General features: G+C 67.3%; 14 protein-coding genes. 6 read left to right on the top strand and 8 right to left on the bottom strand.

Translation table 11 applies throughout. The features are described from left to right. Window positions 1-7 precede the first annotated feature (7 nt). On the bottom strand, window positions 8-1,042 hold the full coding sequence (locus AC0B44_RS13325) for an energy-coupling factor ABC transporter permease (protein WP_471903333.1): 1,035 nt from the start codon (window positions 1,040-1,042) through the stop codon (window positions 8-10). 129 nt (window positions 1,043-1,171) lie between these two features. Between AC0B44_RS13325 and AC0B44_RS13320 the strand changes: the two genes are divergently transcribed. Both AC0B44_RS13320 and AC0B44_RS13315 read left to right on the top strand, forming a co-directional pair. Next, a complete protein-coding gene (locus AC0B44_RS13320) occupies window positions 1,172-2,392 on the top strand; it encodes an acyl-CoA dehydrogenase family protein (RefSeq protein WP_471903332.1) in 1,221 nt (406 codons plus the stop codon). Window positions 2,393-2,530: 138 nt separating this feature from the next. Further along, window positions 2,531-3,184 (top strand): TetR/AcrR family transcriptional regulator, encoded by a 654-nt coding sequence (locus AC0B44_RS13315; protein ID WP_471903331.1) that lies wholly within the window; start codon window positions 2,531-2,533, stop codon window positions 3,182-3,184. A gap of 12 nt (window positions 3,185-3,196) precedes the next feature. On the opposite strand, the gene AC0B44_RS13310 is transcribed toward AC0B44_RS13315, so the two are convergent. Further along, a complete protein-coding gene (locus tag AC0B44_RS13310; RefSeq protein ID WP_471903330.1) occupies window positions 3,197-4,006 on the bottom strand; it encodes an alpha/beta fold hydrolase in 810 nt (269 codons plus the stop codon). Further along, window positions 4,003-5,541, bottom strand: coding sequence for an ABC-F family ATP-binding cassette domain-containing protein (locus AC0B44_RS13305; RefSeq protein WP_471903329.1), 1,539 nt, complete (start codon window positions 5,539-5,541; stop codon window positions 4,003-4,005). The genes AC0B44_RS13310 and AC0B44_RS13305 overlap by 4 nt, the downstream gene beginning before the upstream one ends. Window positions 5,542-5,742: 201 nt before the next feature. On the opposite strand from AC0B44_RS13305, the gene AC0B44_RS13300 reads away from it, so the two are divergent. The 3 genes from AC0B44_RS13300 to AC0B44_RS13290 all read left to right on the top strand — a co-directional run bounded on the left by AC0B44_RS13300 (window position 5,743) and on the right by AC0B44_RS13290 (window position 10,116). Next, a complete protein-coding gene (locus AC0B44_RS13300; RefSeq protein WP_471903328.1) occupies window positions 5,743-7,509 on the top strand; it encodes a penicillin-binding transpeptidase domain-containing protein in 1,767 nt (588 codons plus the stop codon). An 82-nt stretch (window positions 7,510-7,591) separates the two neighbouring features. After that, a complete protein-coding gene (locus AC0B44_RS13295) occupies window positions 7,592-9,277 on the top strand; it encodes an NTF2-like N-terminal transpeptidase domain-containing protein (RefSeq protein WP_471903327.1) in 1,686 nt (561 codons plus the stop codon). A gap of 101 nt (window positions 9,278-9,378) precedes the next feature. Continuing rightward, window positions 9,379-10,116 (top strand): sulfite exporter TauE/SafE family protein, encoded by a 738-nt coding sequence (locus AC0B44_RS13290; protein ID WP_471903326.1) that lies wholly within the window; start codon window positions 9,379-9,381, stop codon window positions 10,114-10,116. Window positions 10,117-10,156: 40 nt separating this feature from the next. On the opposite strand, the gene AC0B44_RS13285 is transcribed toward AC0B44_RS13290, so the two are convergent. The 5 genes from AC0B44_RS13285 to AC0B44_RS13265 form a co-directional block, all read right to left on the bottom strand. Further along, window positions 10,157-11,623: a peptide MFS transporter gene (locus AC0B44_RS13285; RefSeq protein WP_471903325.1), complete on the bottom strand. Its 1,467-nt coding sequence runs from the start codon at window positions 11,621-11,623 to the stop codon at window positions 10,157-10,159. 68 nt (window positions 11,624-11,691) lie between these two features. Continuing rightward, a complete protein-coding gene (locus tag AC0B44_RS13280; protein ID WP_471903324.1) occupies window positions 11,692-12,069 on the bottom strand; it encodes a DUF3054 domain-containing protein in 378 nt (125 codons plus the stop codon). A gap of 90 nt (window positions 12,070-12,159) precedes the next feature. Further along, entirely contained in the window at window positions 12,160-12,714 is a 555-nt protein-coding gene (locus AC0B44_RS13275; RefSeq protein ID WP_471903323.1) for a YceI family protein, read from the bottom strand. A 91-nt stretch (window positions 12,715-12,805) separates the two neighbouring features. Beyond that, a complete protein-coding gene (locus AC0B44_RS13270; protein WP_471903322.1) occupies window positions 12,806-14,059 on the bottom strand; it encodes a lysylphosphatidylglycerol synthase transmembrane domain-containing protein in 1,254 nt (417 codons plus the stop codon). 70 nt (window positions 14,060-14,129) lie between these two features. Next, window positions 14,130-15,626: an adenylate/guanylate cyclase domain-containing protein gene (locus AC0B44_RS13265; protein ID WP_471903378.1), complete on the bottom strand. Its 1,497-nt coding sequence runs from the start codon at window positions 15,624-15,626 to the stop codon at window positions 14,130-14,132. Between the two features lie 224 nt (window positions 15,627-15,850). Between AC0B44_RS13265 and AC0B44_RS13260 the strand changes: the two genes are divergently transcribed. Continuing rightward, window positions 15,851-16,498: a DUF1707 SHOCT-like domain-containing protein gene (locus AC0B44_RS13260; protein ID WP_471903321.1), complete on the top strand. Its 648-nt coding sequence runs from the start codon at window positions 15,851-15,853 to the stop codon at window positions 16,496-16,498. The last annotated feature ends 20 nt before the right edge of the window (window positions 16,499-16,518 follow it).

Genomic DNA, 16,518 nt, shown 5'->3' with positions numbered 1-16,518 from the left:
CCGGCACTCACGCCGCGGTCGCCGCAGTGCGCTTCTCCTCCTGCGGCGCGAGCACCCGGAAACAGATTCCAGCGAGAACGAAGGTGCCGAAAGTCCCCAGCAGAGCGGCGAATCCCTCGGATCCAGGCCGGTCACCCACCGTGTAGCCGGCGAGCGCGCTACCGGCCAGGCGGTGTTCTTCGACGTGGCGTGCCATGCACTCGCCCGTGGTTGCCTCCGGTCCGGCGGCGCATCCTCGCAGCGTCGCCGCTTCCAGTGCATCGGGCGCGGACGACCCGAGAGGGGAGGCGATTCCCGCGAGCAGCAATGCCGCGAATGCCAGGCCGGCGAGCAGCAGTCCCCGCGACCGTCCGGCGCTCCGGACCGGTGCGTCCGGCTTCCGTGACAGGAAGACCGACGCGGGGCGCGCCCGGACGACGGCAATCACCACGAGCGCTGTGACCACTCCGTCGACGATTCCGACCGGAATGTGCACGGCGAACAGATATCCCACAGTCGTCAGGGGGGTGACCGTGGCACCTCCGAGGGCATATTCGACGACGAATCCGGCGGTGGCCGCGAACACGGATGCGAACCCTGCGACGAGGCAGACCAGGACCCACGCGAGCGTGGGGGATGTGGAACGCCGTTCGAGCAGGGCACGCATCGCCACCGCGACGAGGAACGCGGCGGCGACGGCGGCGAGTGCCATGTTGGTGATGTTGGCGCCGAGTGCGGACAGGCCACCGTCCGCGAACACGAACGACTGCACGGTGAGCACGAGCGCCATACTCAGTGCGCCGACGAACGGGCCGAGCAGGATCGCGGCGATCGCGGCACCGACCACGTGCCCGCCGACGCCGGGCAGGATCGGCACCGCGACCGTGTGCACCGCGAAGATCAGTGCTGTAACCAGCGCCGCGAACGGCACGGTGTGCACGTGGAGATCGCTGCGTGCGCACCACGCAGCGAGGCACATGCCGATCGCCGCCACTACGTAGAACAACGTGGAGGCGCGCGGATCGATCAACCCGTCGCTCATGTGCAGCGCCACGACATCCATTCGAGACCTCCCGGGCAGCGTGTCCGGCCGAAACAGTAACCCCGGATCCTCGCCGTCCGGGTGGTTTCGGCACGGCCACGGTCCATGCGGAGCGTATACAGAAACCGGAACGTGTTCTATATTTCGGGGATGTACGAGTGGTCAGATACAGACCTCATGTTCCGCGATGCACTGCGCGGATTCATCGAGAAGGAACTCCGTCCGCATGTCGACAGACTCGAGTCGGGTGAGTTGCCGCCCTACGACATCATCCGCAAGTTGTACTCGACGTTCGGCATCGACGAGATGGCGCGCGAATCGCTCGAACGCGCCCTCGCGAAGGAAGAATCGGGCGAGAAGTCGTCCGGGGGCGGCATGGGCGGTTCGCCGGGTATGGCCGCGCTCCTCAACATCGAGATCGCGGGTGTCAGCCTCGGCCTCGTGGCGTCGCTCGGCGTGAGCCTGGGACTGACCGCCGGGACGATCCGCAGTCGCGGCACCCTCGCGCAGAAGAAGCGGTGGCTGCCCGAACTCGTGACCTTCGAAAAGGTCGGCGCGTGGGCGATCACCGAGCCCGATTCCGGGTCCGATGCCTTCGGCGGAATGAAGACGACGGTCCGCCGCGACGGTGAGGACTACATCCTCAACGGCCAGAAGACGTTCATCACCAACGGTCCCTATGCGGATGTCATCATCGTCTACGCGAAACTCGACGAGGGTGACGCCTCCGTCGACCGCCGCGACCGCAAGGTGCTGGTGTTCGTGCTCGACAAGGGGATGGAAGGGCTCACCCAGAGCCCGCCGTTCAAGAAGATGGGCATGAATTCGTCGCCCACCGGTGAATTGTTCTTCGACAACGTCCGCCTCACCCCCGACCGCCTCCTCGGCGAAACGGAGGAAAGCGGCAAGAGCGACGGTAAGGACAGCGCCAAGGAGTCGTTCGCGGCGGAGCGGATCGGCATTGCGTATCTGTCCCTCGGCATCATCGAGCAGTGCCTCGAGCTGTGCGTCGAGTACTCCCACTCCCGCAAGCTGTGGGGCAGCGAAATCGGGCGGTTCCAGCTCATCCAGCTCAAGCTCGCGGAAATGGAGATCGCGCGGGTGAACGTGCGGAACATGGTGTTCAGTGCCATCGAACGCGCGGAGGCCGGCAAGCCCGTGAGTCTGTCCGAGGCCTCGGCGATGAAGTTGTACTCGTCGCGCGCCGCGACGGACGTGGCCATGGAAGCGGTGCAGTTGTTCGGCGGAAACGGATACATGGCCGAATATCGCGTCGAACAACTCGCGAGAGACGCGAAGTCGCTGATGATCTATGCGGGGAGCAACGAGATCCAGGTGACGCACATAGCGAAGGGGTTGCTGTCCAGGTAGTTTCATCGGCTCCGAATTCGACACGCCGGACGTCCTCATTTTCGTCCGGCGTGTCGTCTATTCTCGGCGATACAACAATCCGGCCACCGACGAGGGGAGTGGCCGGTACATAGTTATCGAGCGGAAATCGGGGGAGCGATGTACGCGTACGATATTGAAACCGGAGTCCGGCCACGCGGCCATGTCGACGGGCGGTCGGCGCGTGCCGAACGCACGCGGCAGGCGGTGATCGAGGCGCATCTGGCGTTGATCCGAGGTGGCGAACTCAAACCCACGGGAGCGCAGATCGCGGCACGTGCAGGTGTGTCGTTGAGGTCGCTGTGGGGCCATTTCGGTGATCTGGAGAAGTTGTTCGAGGCCACGGGCGCCGAACTCTTACGCCGGCAGGACGACGCCTACGAGCCGATCGATCCGTCGTTGCCGCTCGCGGTGCGGATCGACGCGTACTGCCGCCAGCGTGCGGAAATGCTCGAGTACATCGCACCGTTTGCCCGTTCGTCGGAAGTCCGGGCACCGTTCTCGCGGGAACTCCAGCACAATCGGCTGCGCTACTTCGAGCGGGCGGCATTCGAAGCGAGGGTGCTGTTCGCGCGAGAATTCGACGGTGTCGGCAGCGAGTTGCGCTGCCAGATCGAAAGTTCGCTCGCGATCGCCACGACGTGGCCGATGTGGGTCTCGCTCCGCGACGTGCTGCGTCTTCCCGTGCCCGACGCCGTCGAAGTGATGAAACGGGCGGTCAAGGCGCTGATAGCGGAAGCGATGGCCGCTCGCCGTCCTGCAGCGGTGAGCTGAGCGCGCGACCCGTCACGAGGCGGTTCGGGCAGCGAGGAACGGTTCGATCACGGAGAGGACCTCGGGCGACGCCGCCACGGTCGTCGCGTGATCGAACCCGCGCAGCACGGCCAGGCGGGCGCCGGGAATCGCGCGGGACATGGCACGGGTGTCGTCCACCCGCATGTGGTCTTCCGACCCGGCGACCGCCAGCGTCGGCACCTCGAGTTTTTCGAGGGTCTCGTCGTCGATGCCGGGCTCCCGATCCGAGCGCCGGAAGTACGCGGCGAGGGCGAGGGGGTCGTTGGCGAGGAACGCCGCCCGCGTCGACGAGTCCACCGGTGCGCCCCGGTGTTGCTCCCAGTCGCGGACGAATCCCTCCATGCCGTCGCGCTCGAGCACCTCGATGCAGCCGCCGAAGAACATCGCGTCCATGGCCCCGCGTTGCGGCCTCGCGCTGCCGCCGAGCAGGACGAGGCTCGCGACACGCTCGGGGGCGGCGATGGCCAGTGCCAGTCCTGCCCTCGCTCCGAACGAATACCCGACGTAATGGGTGCGCTCGACCTCGGCGGCATCGAGAACGGCAAGCAGATCCCCGACGATGCGGTCCATCGCATAGGCGTCCGGGTCGTGCGGGGCATCGCTGCGACCGTGCCCGCGCAGGTCCGGCAGAGTCAACCGATACCGGTCGCGCAGCGCACGCACGTAGCCGAAGCCGCGCCACACGGCGGACGACAACGCGCTGCCGTGCACGAGCATCACATCGGGCGCGTCCTCTCGGTCCGGGCCGGCGATCGAATAGGAGATCCGGGTGCCGTCGGCGGTCTCGATCATGAAACTCATGTGCCCAGTGTGACCCACCGGGTGATACCGACGTCGTCGAGGAATCGCCTGTCGTGAGAGACGACAACGAGGGCCCCGGCGAACCCGCGCAATGCCTGGGTCAGATGTTCGAGGCTGGGCAGGTCGAGATTGTTGGTGGGTTCGTCGAGCAACAGCAGGCGGGGTGGCGGATCGGCGGCGAGGGCGATCGCGAGTGCCGCCCGCAGACGTTCGCCGCCGGACAGTGCTCCGACGGGCGCGTCGCCGTCGCTGCCGCGGAAGAGGAACCGCGCGAGCCGGGCCCGGATCTGCTGGGGCGGGAGGTGGGGTGCCCGCCGTTGCGCGTTCTCCACCACCGACAGTTCGTCGTCGAAGATGTCGAGTCGCTGTGGCAGGACCGCGAACGGCACGAGTGGGCCGGCGTCGACGATGCGGGAGAGCAACGTCGTCTTGCCCGATCCGTTGGGACCGCCGAGCGCGATGCGCTCCGGGCCGACGATTTCCAGTGGCCCCTCCGTGACGCGGCTACCTGAATGCACGGTGGTTTCCGGCAGGTCCACACGGATTTCCCGGTCTTCGCGCACCGCGTCCTGCGCGTGCTCGAGTTGAGCCCGCGCGGAATCGAGATTCGCCTCGTGCTCACGGCGGTACCGGCCCGCCGACTCCTGCGCCTGCCGTTTGCGGGCACCCATGACGATCTTCGGTTCGCGTTTCTGCTCGAACATCTTGCGGCCGTATCGCTGTCGTTGGGCGAGTGTCGATTCGGCGGCCGCGAGATCCCGGCTCTGCCTCCGGACATCGCTGCGGGCGTCGCGCAATGCGGCGCGCGCGGCCTGCTGCTCTGCCGCGATGATCTGCTCGTACTCGCTGTAACCGCCGCCGAACAACCGGAGGTGTCCGTCGCGCAGTTCGGCGATCGTCTCCATCCGGTCGAGAAGGTCGCGGTCGTGCCCCGCGACGACGACGGTGCCCGGGAAGCGGTCGAGCGCCTCCTGCAACCGTGCCCGTCCCTCCCCGTCCAGGTTGTTGGTCGGTTCGTCGAGCAACAGCACGTCCGGTTCCTCGAGCAACCGTGCGGTGAGGGCGAGCAGCATCGTCTCGCCGCCGGAGAGAGCGCCGACGGTTCGATCGAAGTCGTTGTCGTCGTGGAGGATCCGGCTCATGCCGAGCCGGTGGACGAGCGCGAGTGCTCGCTCCTCGATGTCCCACCGGTCGCCCACGACACCGAAGTCGGCGTCCTCACCCCTACCGGATTCGATGCGTCGCAGAGCATTTCGTATCCGATCGAGCCCCAGGACTGCCGCGACCGTTATCGCAGGGTCCAGCGTCACGTCCTGACGGAGGAAGGCGACGCGACCGCGGACGGTCACCGACCCGCTGTGGGGCCGCAGGTCTCCCGCGACGAGACGGAGAAGGGTGCTCTTCCCGCTTCCGTTGCGTCCCACCAAACCGGTGCGGCCGAGTGTGAACGTCGCGTCGAGTTTCTCGAAGACGCGGGTGCCGTCGGGATGGTCGTACGTGACGCCCGAAAAGGTGATGCCCGAGGGCGAAGACATGGTTGCTCCTGACAGGTGGGATCGATCGCGGTAATGCCGCGTGGTCGAAATCCACTACTGGAGCAACGCAGTTCTCCGATCGATCGGGGGCAGGGCCGAACACCACGGTAGGTGGGCCACGACAGTCGTGCAAGCGAATATCTCCACCCGCGCGACGGCCCGTCGGCGTGTGCTTTCCGGCACGCGCACGAAAGTTTGGGCATGATCGATGTCGTGCGTATTCGACGGCGGTGGGTTCCTGCAGGCGTGACCTTGGCCCTCGTGCTGGCGGCGGCCGGGTGCGGATTCGGGCCGGATCAACCGGAGACGGTAGCCGCGGAGTTCGCATCCGCACTCGACGCCGGCGATGTGCAGGCGGCGGCCGCGCTCACCACCGACCCTGGTTCCGCCGCCGCCGTGATCACCGAATTGTTCGACGGCCTCGGCACCGATCCGGCGGTGAGTGTCGCGGAGACAGGCGAGGGCGACACCTTCGACCTGGACGTGGCCTGGAACTTCGGGGAGGGCCGTGACTGGGCGTACCGCACGACAGGATCGGCCGTAGAGGAAGCCGATTCGTGGCGGGTGCGCTGGGACCCGGCGGTACTCTCCCCCGAACTCACCGACGGAGCGTCGCTGCGTGTCCTGACCACGGCCGGCACACCACCGAACATCTACGACCGGTCGGGCGGCACCTTGTTCAGCGAACAGGTCGTCACCCTGGTCAACCTCGACGCGACCGCCGATCCTGCTGCCGTAGCCCCGCTGCTCGCGCCCGTCGCTCCGACGATCACCGCCGAGTCGCTCGCTGCCGACCGCGCGAAAGCACCCGGGCCGTCACTGACCGCGATCGCGTTGCGCGAGGAAGACCTCGCGCCCATCGAGCAGCAACTCGCCGCACTGCCCGGCGTCACGCTCGTGCCGCAGAGCCGATTGCTGGTCGCCGACCGGGCGCTGGCCTCACCAGTGTGGTCCGGGCTGGTGGAGCTGTGGGACGAAGGGCAGGCCGCGTCCGCAGGATGGGTCGTGCAGAAGGTCGCATCGGACGGATCCACCCAGCAGGTGGCCGGCGAGACAGGACCCGACGCGCCCGACCTGACCACCACGATCGACCTCGACCTGCAGACCCGCGCGGAAGCCGCCCTCGCGTCCCTCGACACCCCTGCCGTGATCGTCGGTATCGAACCCTCGACGGGCGCCGTCCGGGCGGTCGCGCAGAACGCCGCCGCCGACGGCGAAGGACCGATCGCGCTGACCGGTCTGTATCCGCCGGGCTCCACCTTCAAGGTCGTCACCACCTCCGCCGCGCTCCAGGCCGGGCTCGCTACTCCGGATACGGTGCTGCCGTGTCCCGGCGTGGCGACCATCGGCGACCGCACCATCCCCAACGACGAAAGCTTCGACCTCGGCGCGGTGCCGTTGCACACTGCGTTCGCCTTCTCGTGCAACACCACGATGGGACAACTCTCGATGGACCTGTCCTCGACCGCGTTGCGAGACGCGGCCCTCCAATTCGGGCTCGGCGCCGACTACATCACGCCCGGGCTTGTGACCGTCACCGGATCGGTACCGGAAACGGACACCCCTTCGGCGCGCGTGGAATCCGCGATCGGACAGGGAGAGGTCACCGCGAGTCCGTTCGGGATGGCGCTCGTCGCGGCGGCCGTCGCGAACGGCAGCGCGCCCCTGCCGGTACTCGTGGACGGGCGCGAGACGACCGTCGACGAGCAGGTGGATCCTGCGCCTCGCACGGTCACCGATGCGTTGCGAACGATGATGCGGGAGACCGTAACCGAAGGTACAGCCAGTTTGTTGCGAGACATCCCCGATCTGACGGGAAAGACCGGGACCGCAGAGTACGGTTTAAACGACGGGGCGCACGGATGGTTCGTCGGATCACGCGATAATCTGGCCTTCGCAGTGTTCGTGGCAGGGGCGAACGGTTCGGCTCCCGCAGTCGAGGCCGCCGGCAGGTGGTTGAGGGGGTAGATCGGACGTGTGGCGTAATTGTGATTCGTTCGTAGACGAGCCGTGCTTGTTACCCCTGTGGCCGAAGTGAAGGTTGGTAGGCATGGGATTCGGTGAGTGGCGGCGCAGGGGGCGTACGCGAGTGCTCGCCCTCACGGCTGTCGTCGTTTTGGCTGTCGCGGTGGCAATCACCACCTTCGTCGTCACCGGCTCACGGACCGACGCACGCGGCCTCGTCGATGACTTCGTCGCTGCCCTCGACGACCGCGACCCCGCGGCCGCGGCCGCGCTCACGTCCTACCCGAGCGCAGCCGAAGGCGCCATCGGGCAGATGTTCGACGGCTTGTCGGACGGCACGGTGGATTACGAAGTCTCACAATTCGTCGAACTGAACAGCGAGTCCGGCTATTTCACGCTCTCGGCCGCATGGAACTTCGGCGAGGGCATGGATTGGAGCTACCAGGTCGACGGCGCGGTGAGAAAACTGGGCGTCGGGTGGCGGGTGTCCTGGGACCCGGACATCATCGTGCCCGACCTCGGCGGCGGACGAACCGTCCACCACGTCCGCACCGACGCCGCGCCTCCGAAGATCTTCGACCGCGCCGGTCGCCTCCTCATGGAGGAGCAGCCGATCAACGCCGTCGTGCTCGACCCCGCGGCGATGCCCGACCCGGGTGCCACCACGGCCCGGTTGGCCGAGGTGCTCGCGCCGGTTGCACCCGTCATCACCGCGCAACTGATGCAGGAGCGGCTCGCGAGCGACCCGGGCAACCGGATCACCGCCGTGAAACTGCGCGATCAGGACTACCAGTTCCTGGAAAGCGATCTCGCGGCCATCCCCGGTGTCGAGGTGATCCAGACCCCCACGTTGATCAGCGCCGACCGGCGGATCTCCACGCCGTTGCTCGACACGCTGCGCTCGGCGTGGCAACTCGAGCGCGACCGCACCGCGGGATGGGCGGTCACCCTCGAAGATCCCGAGGAAGGTCCGATCCAGGTTGCGGGCTTCCAGGGACCGCCGCCTCCCGATCTGAACGCCATGGTGGACTCGAAGGTGCAGCTTGCCGCGAAGGAAGCGGTGGTCACCACGGGCACGCCCACCGCGCTCGTCGCGATCCAGCCGTCCACGGGCGGAGTTCTCGCCGCCGACGTGAACAACTGGGCGATGGAACTCGGTCCGGTCGCGACACACGGGATGTATCCGGCGGGCGGCACCCTCGACCCGGTGCGCCTGGCCGCCGGACTCGACAAGGGCATCGACAGCGCGGATGTGAGCTCGGAAGATCTCGCGGAGACCGCGCGCAGGCTCGGTCTCGGACTCGACGTCAGCGTGCCCGGGTTCGATTTCGAGACCAGCGAGATCGGGAACACCCGGTCCGGGGTCGTGCAGTTCACCGGATCGGGCGGCGACGATGCGCTCATCAGCCCGCTCGGTGCGGCGGTCCTCGCTGCGTCCGTGGCCCGCGGCGAGGCGGTGGCACCGTCGATCGTGCAGGGCCAGCCCGCGACGATCAACGATCCGGTCGACGCACTTCCGCCCAACGTCATCGACGCGATGCGCGGCATGATGATCGACAACGTGCAGAAGGGCCCGGCGTCGTTCCTCCGCAGGCATGCCGGATTGTCGGGTGTCGCCGCCGCGGGTGGAGACGATCGGTGGTTCTACGGCTACAGCGGCGACCTGGCCTTCGCGGTGTTCGTCGCCGATGCCGACGGTGGAGACCGCGCGATCAAGGTCGCGGACACGTTCCTGAGCAAACTCGCCCAACCCGACGCTGCCTACTTCTGACGTTGCTGTCTTCGGACGTTGCTGTCTTCGGACGCCGCGTACCCCGGTAGCCGGTCGTCCGGCCGCGCGACCGGGCACCGCAGCCGGTAGGTTTTGCGATCGTGACCGTCCTGGACCTGCTGCTGCTCGTGGTGGCGGGGTTTTTCGCAGGGGTGATCGGCTTCGTCACCGGGCTCGCGTCGCTCGTGTCGTATCCGGCGTTGCTCGCCGTCGGTCTGCCTCCGGTTGACGCGAACGTGACGAACACGGTCGCGATGGTCGGCGTCGGGGTGGGTGCGCTCAGCAACTCCGCGCGCGAGGTCGTCGAGACCGGGCCACGCGTGTGGCGATGGACGGCATACGCGGCGGTCGGTGGCGCGCTCGGTGCGTGGGTGCTGCTCGTCGCTCCGGCCGGGTCGTTCGAGGCCGTCGTGCCGTATCTGGTGGCGCTCGCCTCGCTCGCGCTTCTGCTGCAGCCCCGCATTCGCGCTTTGGCGCACGGCCGGGACCTGCCGCGCACGTTTGCGGCGGCGTTGTTCGTGGTCGCCGTGTACGGCGGTTACTTCGGTGCGGGCGCCGGCGTCATGATCCTCGCGGTGACGTTGATCTGTACCTCCGAGAACATCTGGCGCGCGAGCATTCTCAAGAGCTATCTGCTCGGTATCGCGAACCTCGTGGCGGCGATCGGATTCGCCGTGTTCGGTCCCGTGCATTGGCCGGCGGCGCTGGCGATGGCGCTCGGGGCGTTCCTCGGTGGGTGGTGCGGACCGCCGCTGGTCGCGCGGATCCCCCCGACGGCGCTCCGCGTGGGTGTCGCGATCGCCGGATTCGGTCTCGCCGCGTGGCTGGCACTGAAGTGACGAGGGCCCACGGTGTCGCGGCGAGACCGCCCGGACGGCGTCAGTTCACGCCGTGCATCAGCTTCTTGATCCAGGGCGAACCCACTGCGAGGGCGATGCCGACCGCGATGGAGGCACCACCGATCCACAGGTAGTAGGGCACCTCGTTGTTCTGGTCGTAGAACCCGGCGAGCGTGCCGGCCATAGAACTGCCCAGCGCGACCGACAGGTAGAACAACGCGACCATCTGCGTATGGAAGCTCTTCGGTGCGAGTTTCGTGGTCAGCGACAGGCCGACCGGCGACAGGAGCAACTCCGCGAACGTGAAGAGCAGGAGGATGCCGACGAGGCCGAGCAGCGGAGCGCTGTTGGCGCCGCCGCCTGCCATCGGGATGAAGCACAGGAACGCGATGCCCATGATGATCGTGCCGGCTGCGAACTTGATCGGCGACGAGGGCTGGCGCGGTCCGAGCTTGGTCCACAGGGCAGCGAAGACGCCCGCGAACGCGATGATGAACACCGGGTTGATGGACTGGACCCACGAAGGCGGGAACTCCCAGCCGAAGAGGTCGCGGTTCAAGCGGGTATCGGCGTACACCGCGACCATCGTGAACTGTTGCTGGAACAGCGACCAGAACACGGCGCTCGCCACGAACATCGGGATGAACGACACCACCCGGCTTCGTTCGACCGTGGAGATGTTCTTGCTCGACAGGATGATGACGAAGTAGCTGATCGTCGCGATGACCGTCAGAGCGACGACGATGTCGGACAACCTGCCCGCGGAGATGATCCCGGTGGAGGCGAGGATGACGACCAGAACGATCGCGGCCACAGCGATCCCGGCGACGCGCATCCGGCTTTCGGCCGGCAGCGGGTTCGGGGCGACCTTGCCGATGTTGCCGAGGTGCTTGCGGTAGAGCGTGTACTGCAGCAGGCCGAGTGCCATGCCCACCGCGGCGAGGCCGAAGCCCCAGTGGAATCCGTAGCGGGTCTGCAGGAAGCCGGTGAGGAGCGGACCGACGAGGGCGCCGAGATTGATGCCCATGTAGAAGATGGAGAATCCGGCGTCGCGGCGCTCGTCCTTCTCGTCGTACAGGTCACCGACGATCGACGTGGCGGTGGCCTTCAGACCGCCGCTGCCCACCGCAACCAGCACGAGACCGACGCCGACTCCGACGAAGCCGGGGAGGAGCGCAAGCGCGATGTGACCGAACATGATGAGGATCGCGCTGTAGAACAGCGTTCGTTCGGAGCCGAGCAGCCTGTCGGCGATCCATCCCCCGAGGATCGTCGACAGGTACACCGTGCCGCCGTAGGCGCCGACGATGGAGGTCGCGGCGGCGTTGCTGATCCCCAGCCCACCCTCGTTGACCGAGTAGTACAGGTAGTAGATGAGGATGCCCTGCATGCCGTAGAAGGAGAATCGCTCCCACATCTCGACGCCGAACAGGTTCGCCAACGCCAAGGGCTGGCCGAAAAACCTCTTATCGGATCGCGACTCCGGCACTGAAGCGGTGTCAGTCATATATCCACTGTTTCACCGCGGTACATCCTCGAGCCAATTGATCTCGAAAAATCACAACATGGCGGTCGTCACGTTCGGGCCTCGGACCGTCGCATCACCCGGGCGACAACTCGCCAGCCGATCAGGGTTACGCCGAGGAAGGCGGTCGCGACCAGGATGAACGCGGTTGCGGTGCCCTGACCGGTTGCCGCGCGGAGCAACATGCCGCCGACCAGAGTGCTCACCCAGACGAGAAGGCCCGTGGGTGCGGGAGCGAACGCGTCGAACTTCTCGCGGTAGAGCCACACGAGCAGGAACCAGCCGACGGTCAGGCCGCCGAGGAACGGCCACGCGGTGCGTGCCAGACCGACGAGATCGAGGACTTCTTCGTGGCTGGATCGGCCGAGGGCTGCGAACACGACGATGAGGACCACGTCGACGACCAGCGCGGGAGCGTACTTCTTCACGGCTTTCAGGGTAGCGCCGGCGCGAACGGACCCCGCAGACGCCGACGGGCGTCCCTCCGTGAGGAGGAACGCCCGTCGAGACTCGGACGATCAGGCCTGCAGGCCTGCCTCGATCTCGAGGTGGATGGTGATCTTGTCGCCGACGACGGCGCCGCCGCCTTCGAGCGGCATCTCGATGGAGATGCCGAAGTCCTTGCGGTTGATGACGGTGGTGGCGTCGAATCCGGCGACCGGGCCGTTGCCCATGCCCGCGTTCACTCCGTTGAACTCGAGGCGCAGCTCGACCGGCTTGGTGACACCGCGGAGGGTGAAGTCACCGTCGACGATGTAGTCGTCGCCGTCCCGACGGATGCCGGTGGAGACGAAGGATGCGACCGGGAACTGCTCGGCGTCGAAGAAGTCGGCAGACCGGATGTGTGCGTCGCGGTCGGCGTTCTTGGTGGTGATGGACGCGACCTGGATGTCGGCGCGAACCGATGCGGTGCCGTCCTCGGCAACGGTGATCGCGCCGGAGAAGTCTTGGAAGCTGCCGCGGACCTTGCTCACCATGAGGTGGCGGACGGTGAAGCCGACGTTGGAGTGGACGGGATCGAGCGCCCAGGTTCCTGCGGTGAGGCCGGGGAAGGTGGTGGTGGCGGTAGTCATGTGCGAAACTCCTCGAATCGTTGAACCTTCAACTTGGTGAGGACGACGATGGCACGATTTGGTTGCGTGCGCAACTAATGAGTGGTCGGGATCACACGGATTCGACGTTGTCCGGACGGCGCCCGGGATCGTCAGCGGTGCCTCCGGGAGCATCCGGGCTGGTCACGCCACCCTCAGGGGCAGACGCGACAGCGTCCGGGGGAGGTGCGGCTACGTCGAGGGCAGCGGCGTCCGGACCGGCCACCGGCTTGCGACGTCGCGCGACGGCACTGCGATCCTGCTCCTCGCGTTCCGCCGCGGCGTCGATGTCCTCGTCCGCGCTGCTGCCGCGATACATCACCGCAATGGTGCCCCAGCCGGCGAGCGCCACGAACCCGAAGCTCACCGCGCGGTACACGAACACCGCGGCCAGCGACTGCGGCGCAGTGAGGCCTGCTGCCGTGAGCGTCGCGATGAGGGTCCCGTCGACGAACCCGAGGCCTCCGGGCGCGAGCGGTACGCTGCCCACCGCCTTGGCGGCGGCGAACGCGATGCACAACCCGGCGACCGACGGTGTACCTCCCACCGCCCAGCAGGCGAAACCGAGGCACGCGACGTCGAAGACGCGGTGCACGGCGGACCACGCCACCGCGGCGATCCCGTCGCGTCGTGCGAGTTCGACGGCCTCGAGCTGAGCGAGTACCCGGTCGAACACGCTGAATCCCGCGTCCTCGGGCTTCCCCGCGAACCTGTTGAAGCGGGTGAGCACGCGTGTACCCGCCGCTTCGATCGACGACGGATTGCGGGCGACGTAGCGAAGCCCGTAGAACAGCACGATCAGGCCGGCGAGCGACAGTACAAGCGTCACGGGGCTGATGCGCGTACCCACCGCGAACGCGCCCGCGACCCCCACGGACGCCAGGGTGACCGCGGCGATGACTCCCGAGATCGCGAGTTGCCACGACGCGACCACCGGGGTGGCGCCCCACTTGCGGGTCTGCTTGTAGGTGAAGGCGGTCGAGAACACCGGGCCGGCCGGCAGGGTCACCGCCATGGCGGTGCTCCCGTAGATGACCGACGCCGAGCGGAGATGACCCACTCGCACACCGCCTGCGTGCAACAGCCGTTGCTGGACGCCCGCGAAGCCGCTCAGCGAGATCATCTGCGCCGCGAGACAGGCCGCGAACCAGCCCCAATGGATTTCCGTGAGGGCCTTCCACGAGTCGCTCATCGTCGGCCACAGGTAGACGACCTCCACCGTGAGTAACGCGACGAGAGCGCCGGCCACCAGCCACTTGACCCACAGGAAACGGCCCCGGCGCGGTGCGGCGTCGGGGCCAGAGAGGTCTTGCTGCGGCTGCGCCACGCCATTCACCGTAACCGACGTGGGTATGTAGATGGCGCAATTGAGGTCCGCCGGTGACGTGCCCCCTCTCTCACTCCCCCTGTTCCGTGGCGTCGTCGCCGGGACGGCGGCCGCTCGGATACCGGACGGGTGAGGCGAGCTGGGTGACCCTGCGCCGGCCGCGAAGCTGCACCTCGTCGCCGAGTTCCCAGTGGCCGCGCTCGTCGTCGTCGGCGAAATACAGGGCACTCGACGACGCGAGGACCCGGCTCGGACGGAGCTTGGCCAGTTCGGTCAGACGCGACGCCTCGTTCACCGGATCTCCGATGACGGTGTATTCGAAGCGCTCCGCGGCGCCGATGTTGCCTGCCACCGCCAGGCCTGCGGAGACACCGATACCGACGTCGAGTCCGGTGATGTCGTCCAGCGCGAAGCGCAGTTCGCGGGCCGCCGCGAGCGCAGCGGTCGGGGCGTCGGGTCGATCGAGCGGTGCCCCGAAGATCACCAGGGCCGCGTCGCCCATGAACTTGTTGACGAAGCCGTGGTGCCGGTCCACGACCTCCACCACCACGCGGAAGAACTCGTTGAGGAGGTCGACGACCTCGTTCGGGGGCCGTTCCGCCGCCGTGGCGGTCGATCCGACCATGTCCACGAACAACACCGCCACGTAGCGGGTCTCGCCGCCGAGTTCGGTGCCGTACTGCAGCGCCCGCCGGGCAACGTCCTCGCCGACGTGCTGACCGAACAACTCGCGCAGTCGCCGTCGCTCGTCGGCCTCGGCCATCATCCGGTTGAAGCCCACCTGGAGTCGCCCGATCTCGCTGCCGTCGAAGACCTCGACCTGCACAGCCGACGCACCGCGCTGCACCCGTTCGATCGCCCAGCGCAACTGCTTGATCGGATCGGAGATCTGCGCCGACGTCAGCAACGACAGCACGAGGGCCAGCAGGATGGACGTCACGGCGAGCGCCAGCACCGCGAACGCCAGCGCGTCGGGCGTGAACGACGATTCGGTCGTGAGCTGGGTGACGCACAGTAGGACGATCCCCGCGACGGGCATCAAGGTGCCGAGCCCCCACGTCATGGCCAGGCGGGTGCCCACACCGGGAGCCATGGTGCGGTCGAAGTTTCCTTCACTGAGCGCGCGGGCGGCGACAGGACGCAGAATCCGCTCACCGAGCATATAGGTGAAACCGAACGTGCTCGTCGCGGCCATCGCCACGGTGATCGCCACCGCTACTGCCAGAGAGGGCGTCTCCCCGGCGGTGAGGAACACGAACAGCACGCCGCCGAGCAGCCACAGCCCGAGGTGCACGATCGCCTGTCGCAGCGGCGCATGGAGGGCCGCCATCTGCTCGGCCCGCGTCGGTGGACCACCGCGCAGTTGCCAGCGCACGACCGAGCGGAGCATGAGCGCGGCCGCCGTGAGGCTCACGATTCCGGCGAAGACGAGGTAGACCGCGAACACGGTGAAGTTCTGAACACGGTCGATCGTGTTGAAATCCTCGTCCGCGAACGGGACGCCGTAACGCACGAACGCGAACACGAGCATGGCGCCGAACAGGTTCGATGCGCCCATCGAGGCCATATACAGCGGCCAGCGACTACGCAATGTCGCGGCGACGGCTCGATAGGACCTCAGCACGACTTCAAATCAAACCATTGTCGGGACGGTCACAGCGCGTGGTGGTCACCTTCGGGGCGAAGAGTGACGGGATTCTCCCTGCGCGGTGGCCTCACCGGGTGGCGGCACGGCGTGATACCGGACGTTCCGGTCGGGACGAACTGTGTCGCGGATCCTATTCTGTACGCATGGACCCGAAGGATCTGCGCGTTTCCGACGCCGAACGTGAACATGTGGGTGAGCTTCTTCAGCGAGCCGTGGGACAGGGAATGCTCTCGCTCGGTGAGTTCACCGAACGGATGGACACCGTTCTGGCAGCCAAGACCCGCGGCGATCTGAACCAGGTCCTCGTCGACCTGCCCGGCATCCAGATGCGGCCCGAGTACCTCCCGCAGGCGACAGCGGCCTTCCCGGTCCAGCCTCACGCGAGCGCCGCTCCGGCGTACCCGGCCGTCGGGCCCGGTGGTCCGCTCGTGCTCAAGGGGCGCCTGTCGTCGCTCACCCGCAAGGGCCGGTGGGACGTCCCGCCGGCCATTCGCCTCGACACGTTCGCTTCCTCGGTCACTCTCGACTTCACCGAGGCGGTGATGCAGACGCAGGTGGTGCGGATCGAGATGAACGATTCGTTCAGCTCGATCTCCATCGTCCTTCCCGCGGAAGCCACAGCCGACATCAACGGCGTCGAGACCGTCGCGTCCAGCGCCACCACCAAGGTGCGCGGCGGTGCGCCGTTCGGCCCGCTGCACGTCGTGGTGGTCGGGAAGATCTTCTGCGGCAACGTGAGCGTCACGCATCCGTTCGCCACGCGGCTGCGGAAGTTCATCAACGGAGCCTGAGACCCGGCCGTCCGTACCGT

The sequence above is a fragment of the Rhodococcus sp. NPDC019050 genome, from assembly GCF_055664235.1.
This window is presented reverse-complemented; position numbering and strand designations above follow the sequence as displayed.

Coding starts and splice junctions, on each gene's coding strand:
- AC0B44_RS13300 (WP_471903328.1), top strand. CDS start 5,743: ATGATCGATGTCGTGCGTATTCGACGGCGGTGGGTTCCTGCAGGCGTG.
- AC0B44_RS13275 (WP_471903323.1), bottom strand. CDS start 12,714: ATGACTACCGCCACCACCACCTTCCCCGGCCTCACCGCAGGAACCTGG.
- AC0B44_RS13305 (WP_471903329.1), bottom strand. CDS start 5,541: ATGTCTTCGCCCTCGGGCATCACCTTTTCGGGCGTCACGTACGACCAT.
- AC0B44_RS13260 (WP_471903321.1), top strand. CDS start 15,851: ATGGACCCGAAGGATCTGCGCGTTTCCGACGCCGAACGTGAACATGTG.
- AC0B44_RS13320 (WP_471903332.1), top strand. CDS start 1,172: ATGTACGAGTGGTCAGATACAGACCTCATGTTCCGCGATGCACTGCGC.
- AC0B44_RS13310 (WP_471903330.1), bottom strand. CDS start 4,006: ATGAGTTTCATGATCGAGACCGCCGACGGCACCCGGATCTCCTATTCG.
- AC0B44_RS13295 (WP_471903327.1), top strand. CDS start 7,592: ATGGGATTCGGTGAGTGGCGGCGCAGGGGGCGTACGCGAGTGCTCGCC.
- AC0B44_RS13285 (WP_471903325.1), bottom strand. CDS start 11,623: ATGACTGACACCGCTTCAGTGCCGGAGTCGCGATCCGATAAGAGGTTT.
- AC0B44_RS13325 (WP_471903333.1), bottom strand. CDS start 1,042: ATGGATGTCGTGGCGCTGCACATGAGCGACGGGTTGATCGATCCGCGC.
- AC0B44_RS13265 (WP_471903378.1), bottom strand. CDS start 15,626: ATGGCCTCGATGGGCGCATCGAACCTGTTCGGCGCCATGCTCGTGTTC.
- AC0B44_RS13315 (WP_471903331.1), top strand. CDS start 2,531: ATGTACGCGTACGATATTGAAACCGGAGTCCGGCCACGCGGCCATGTC.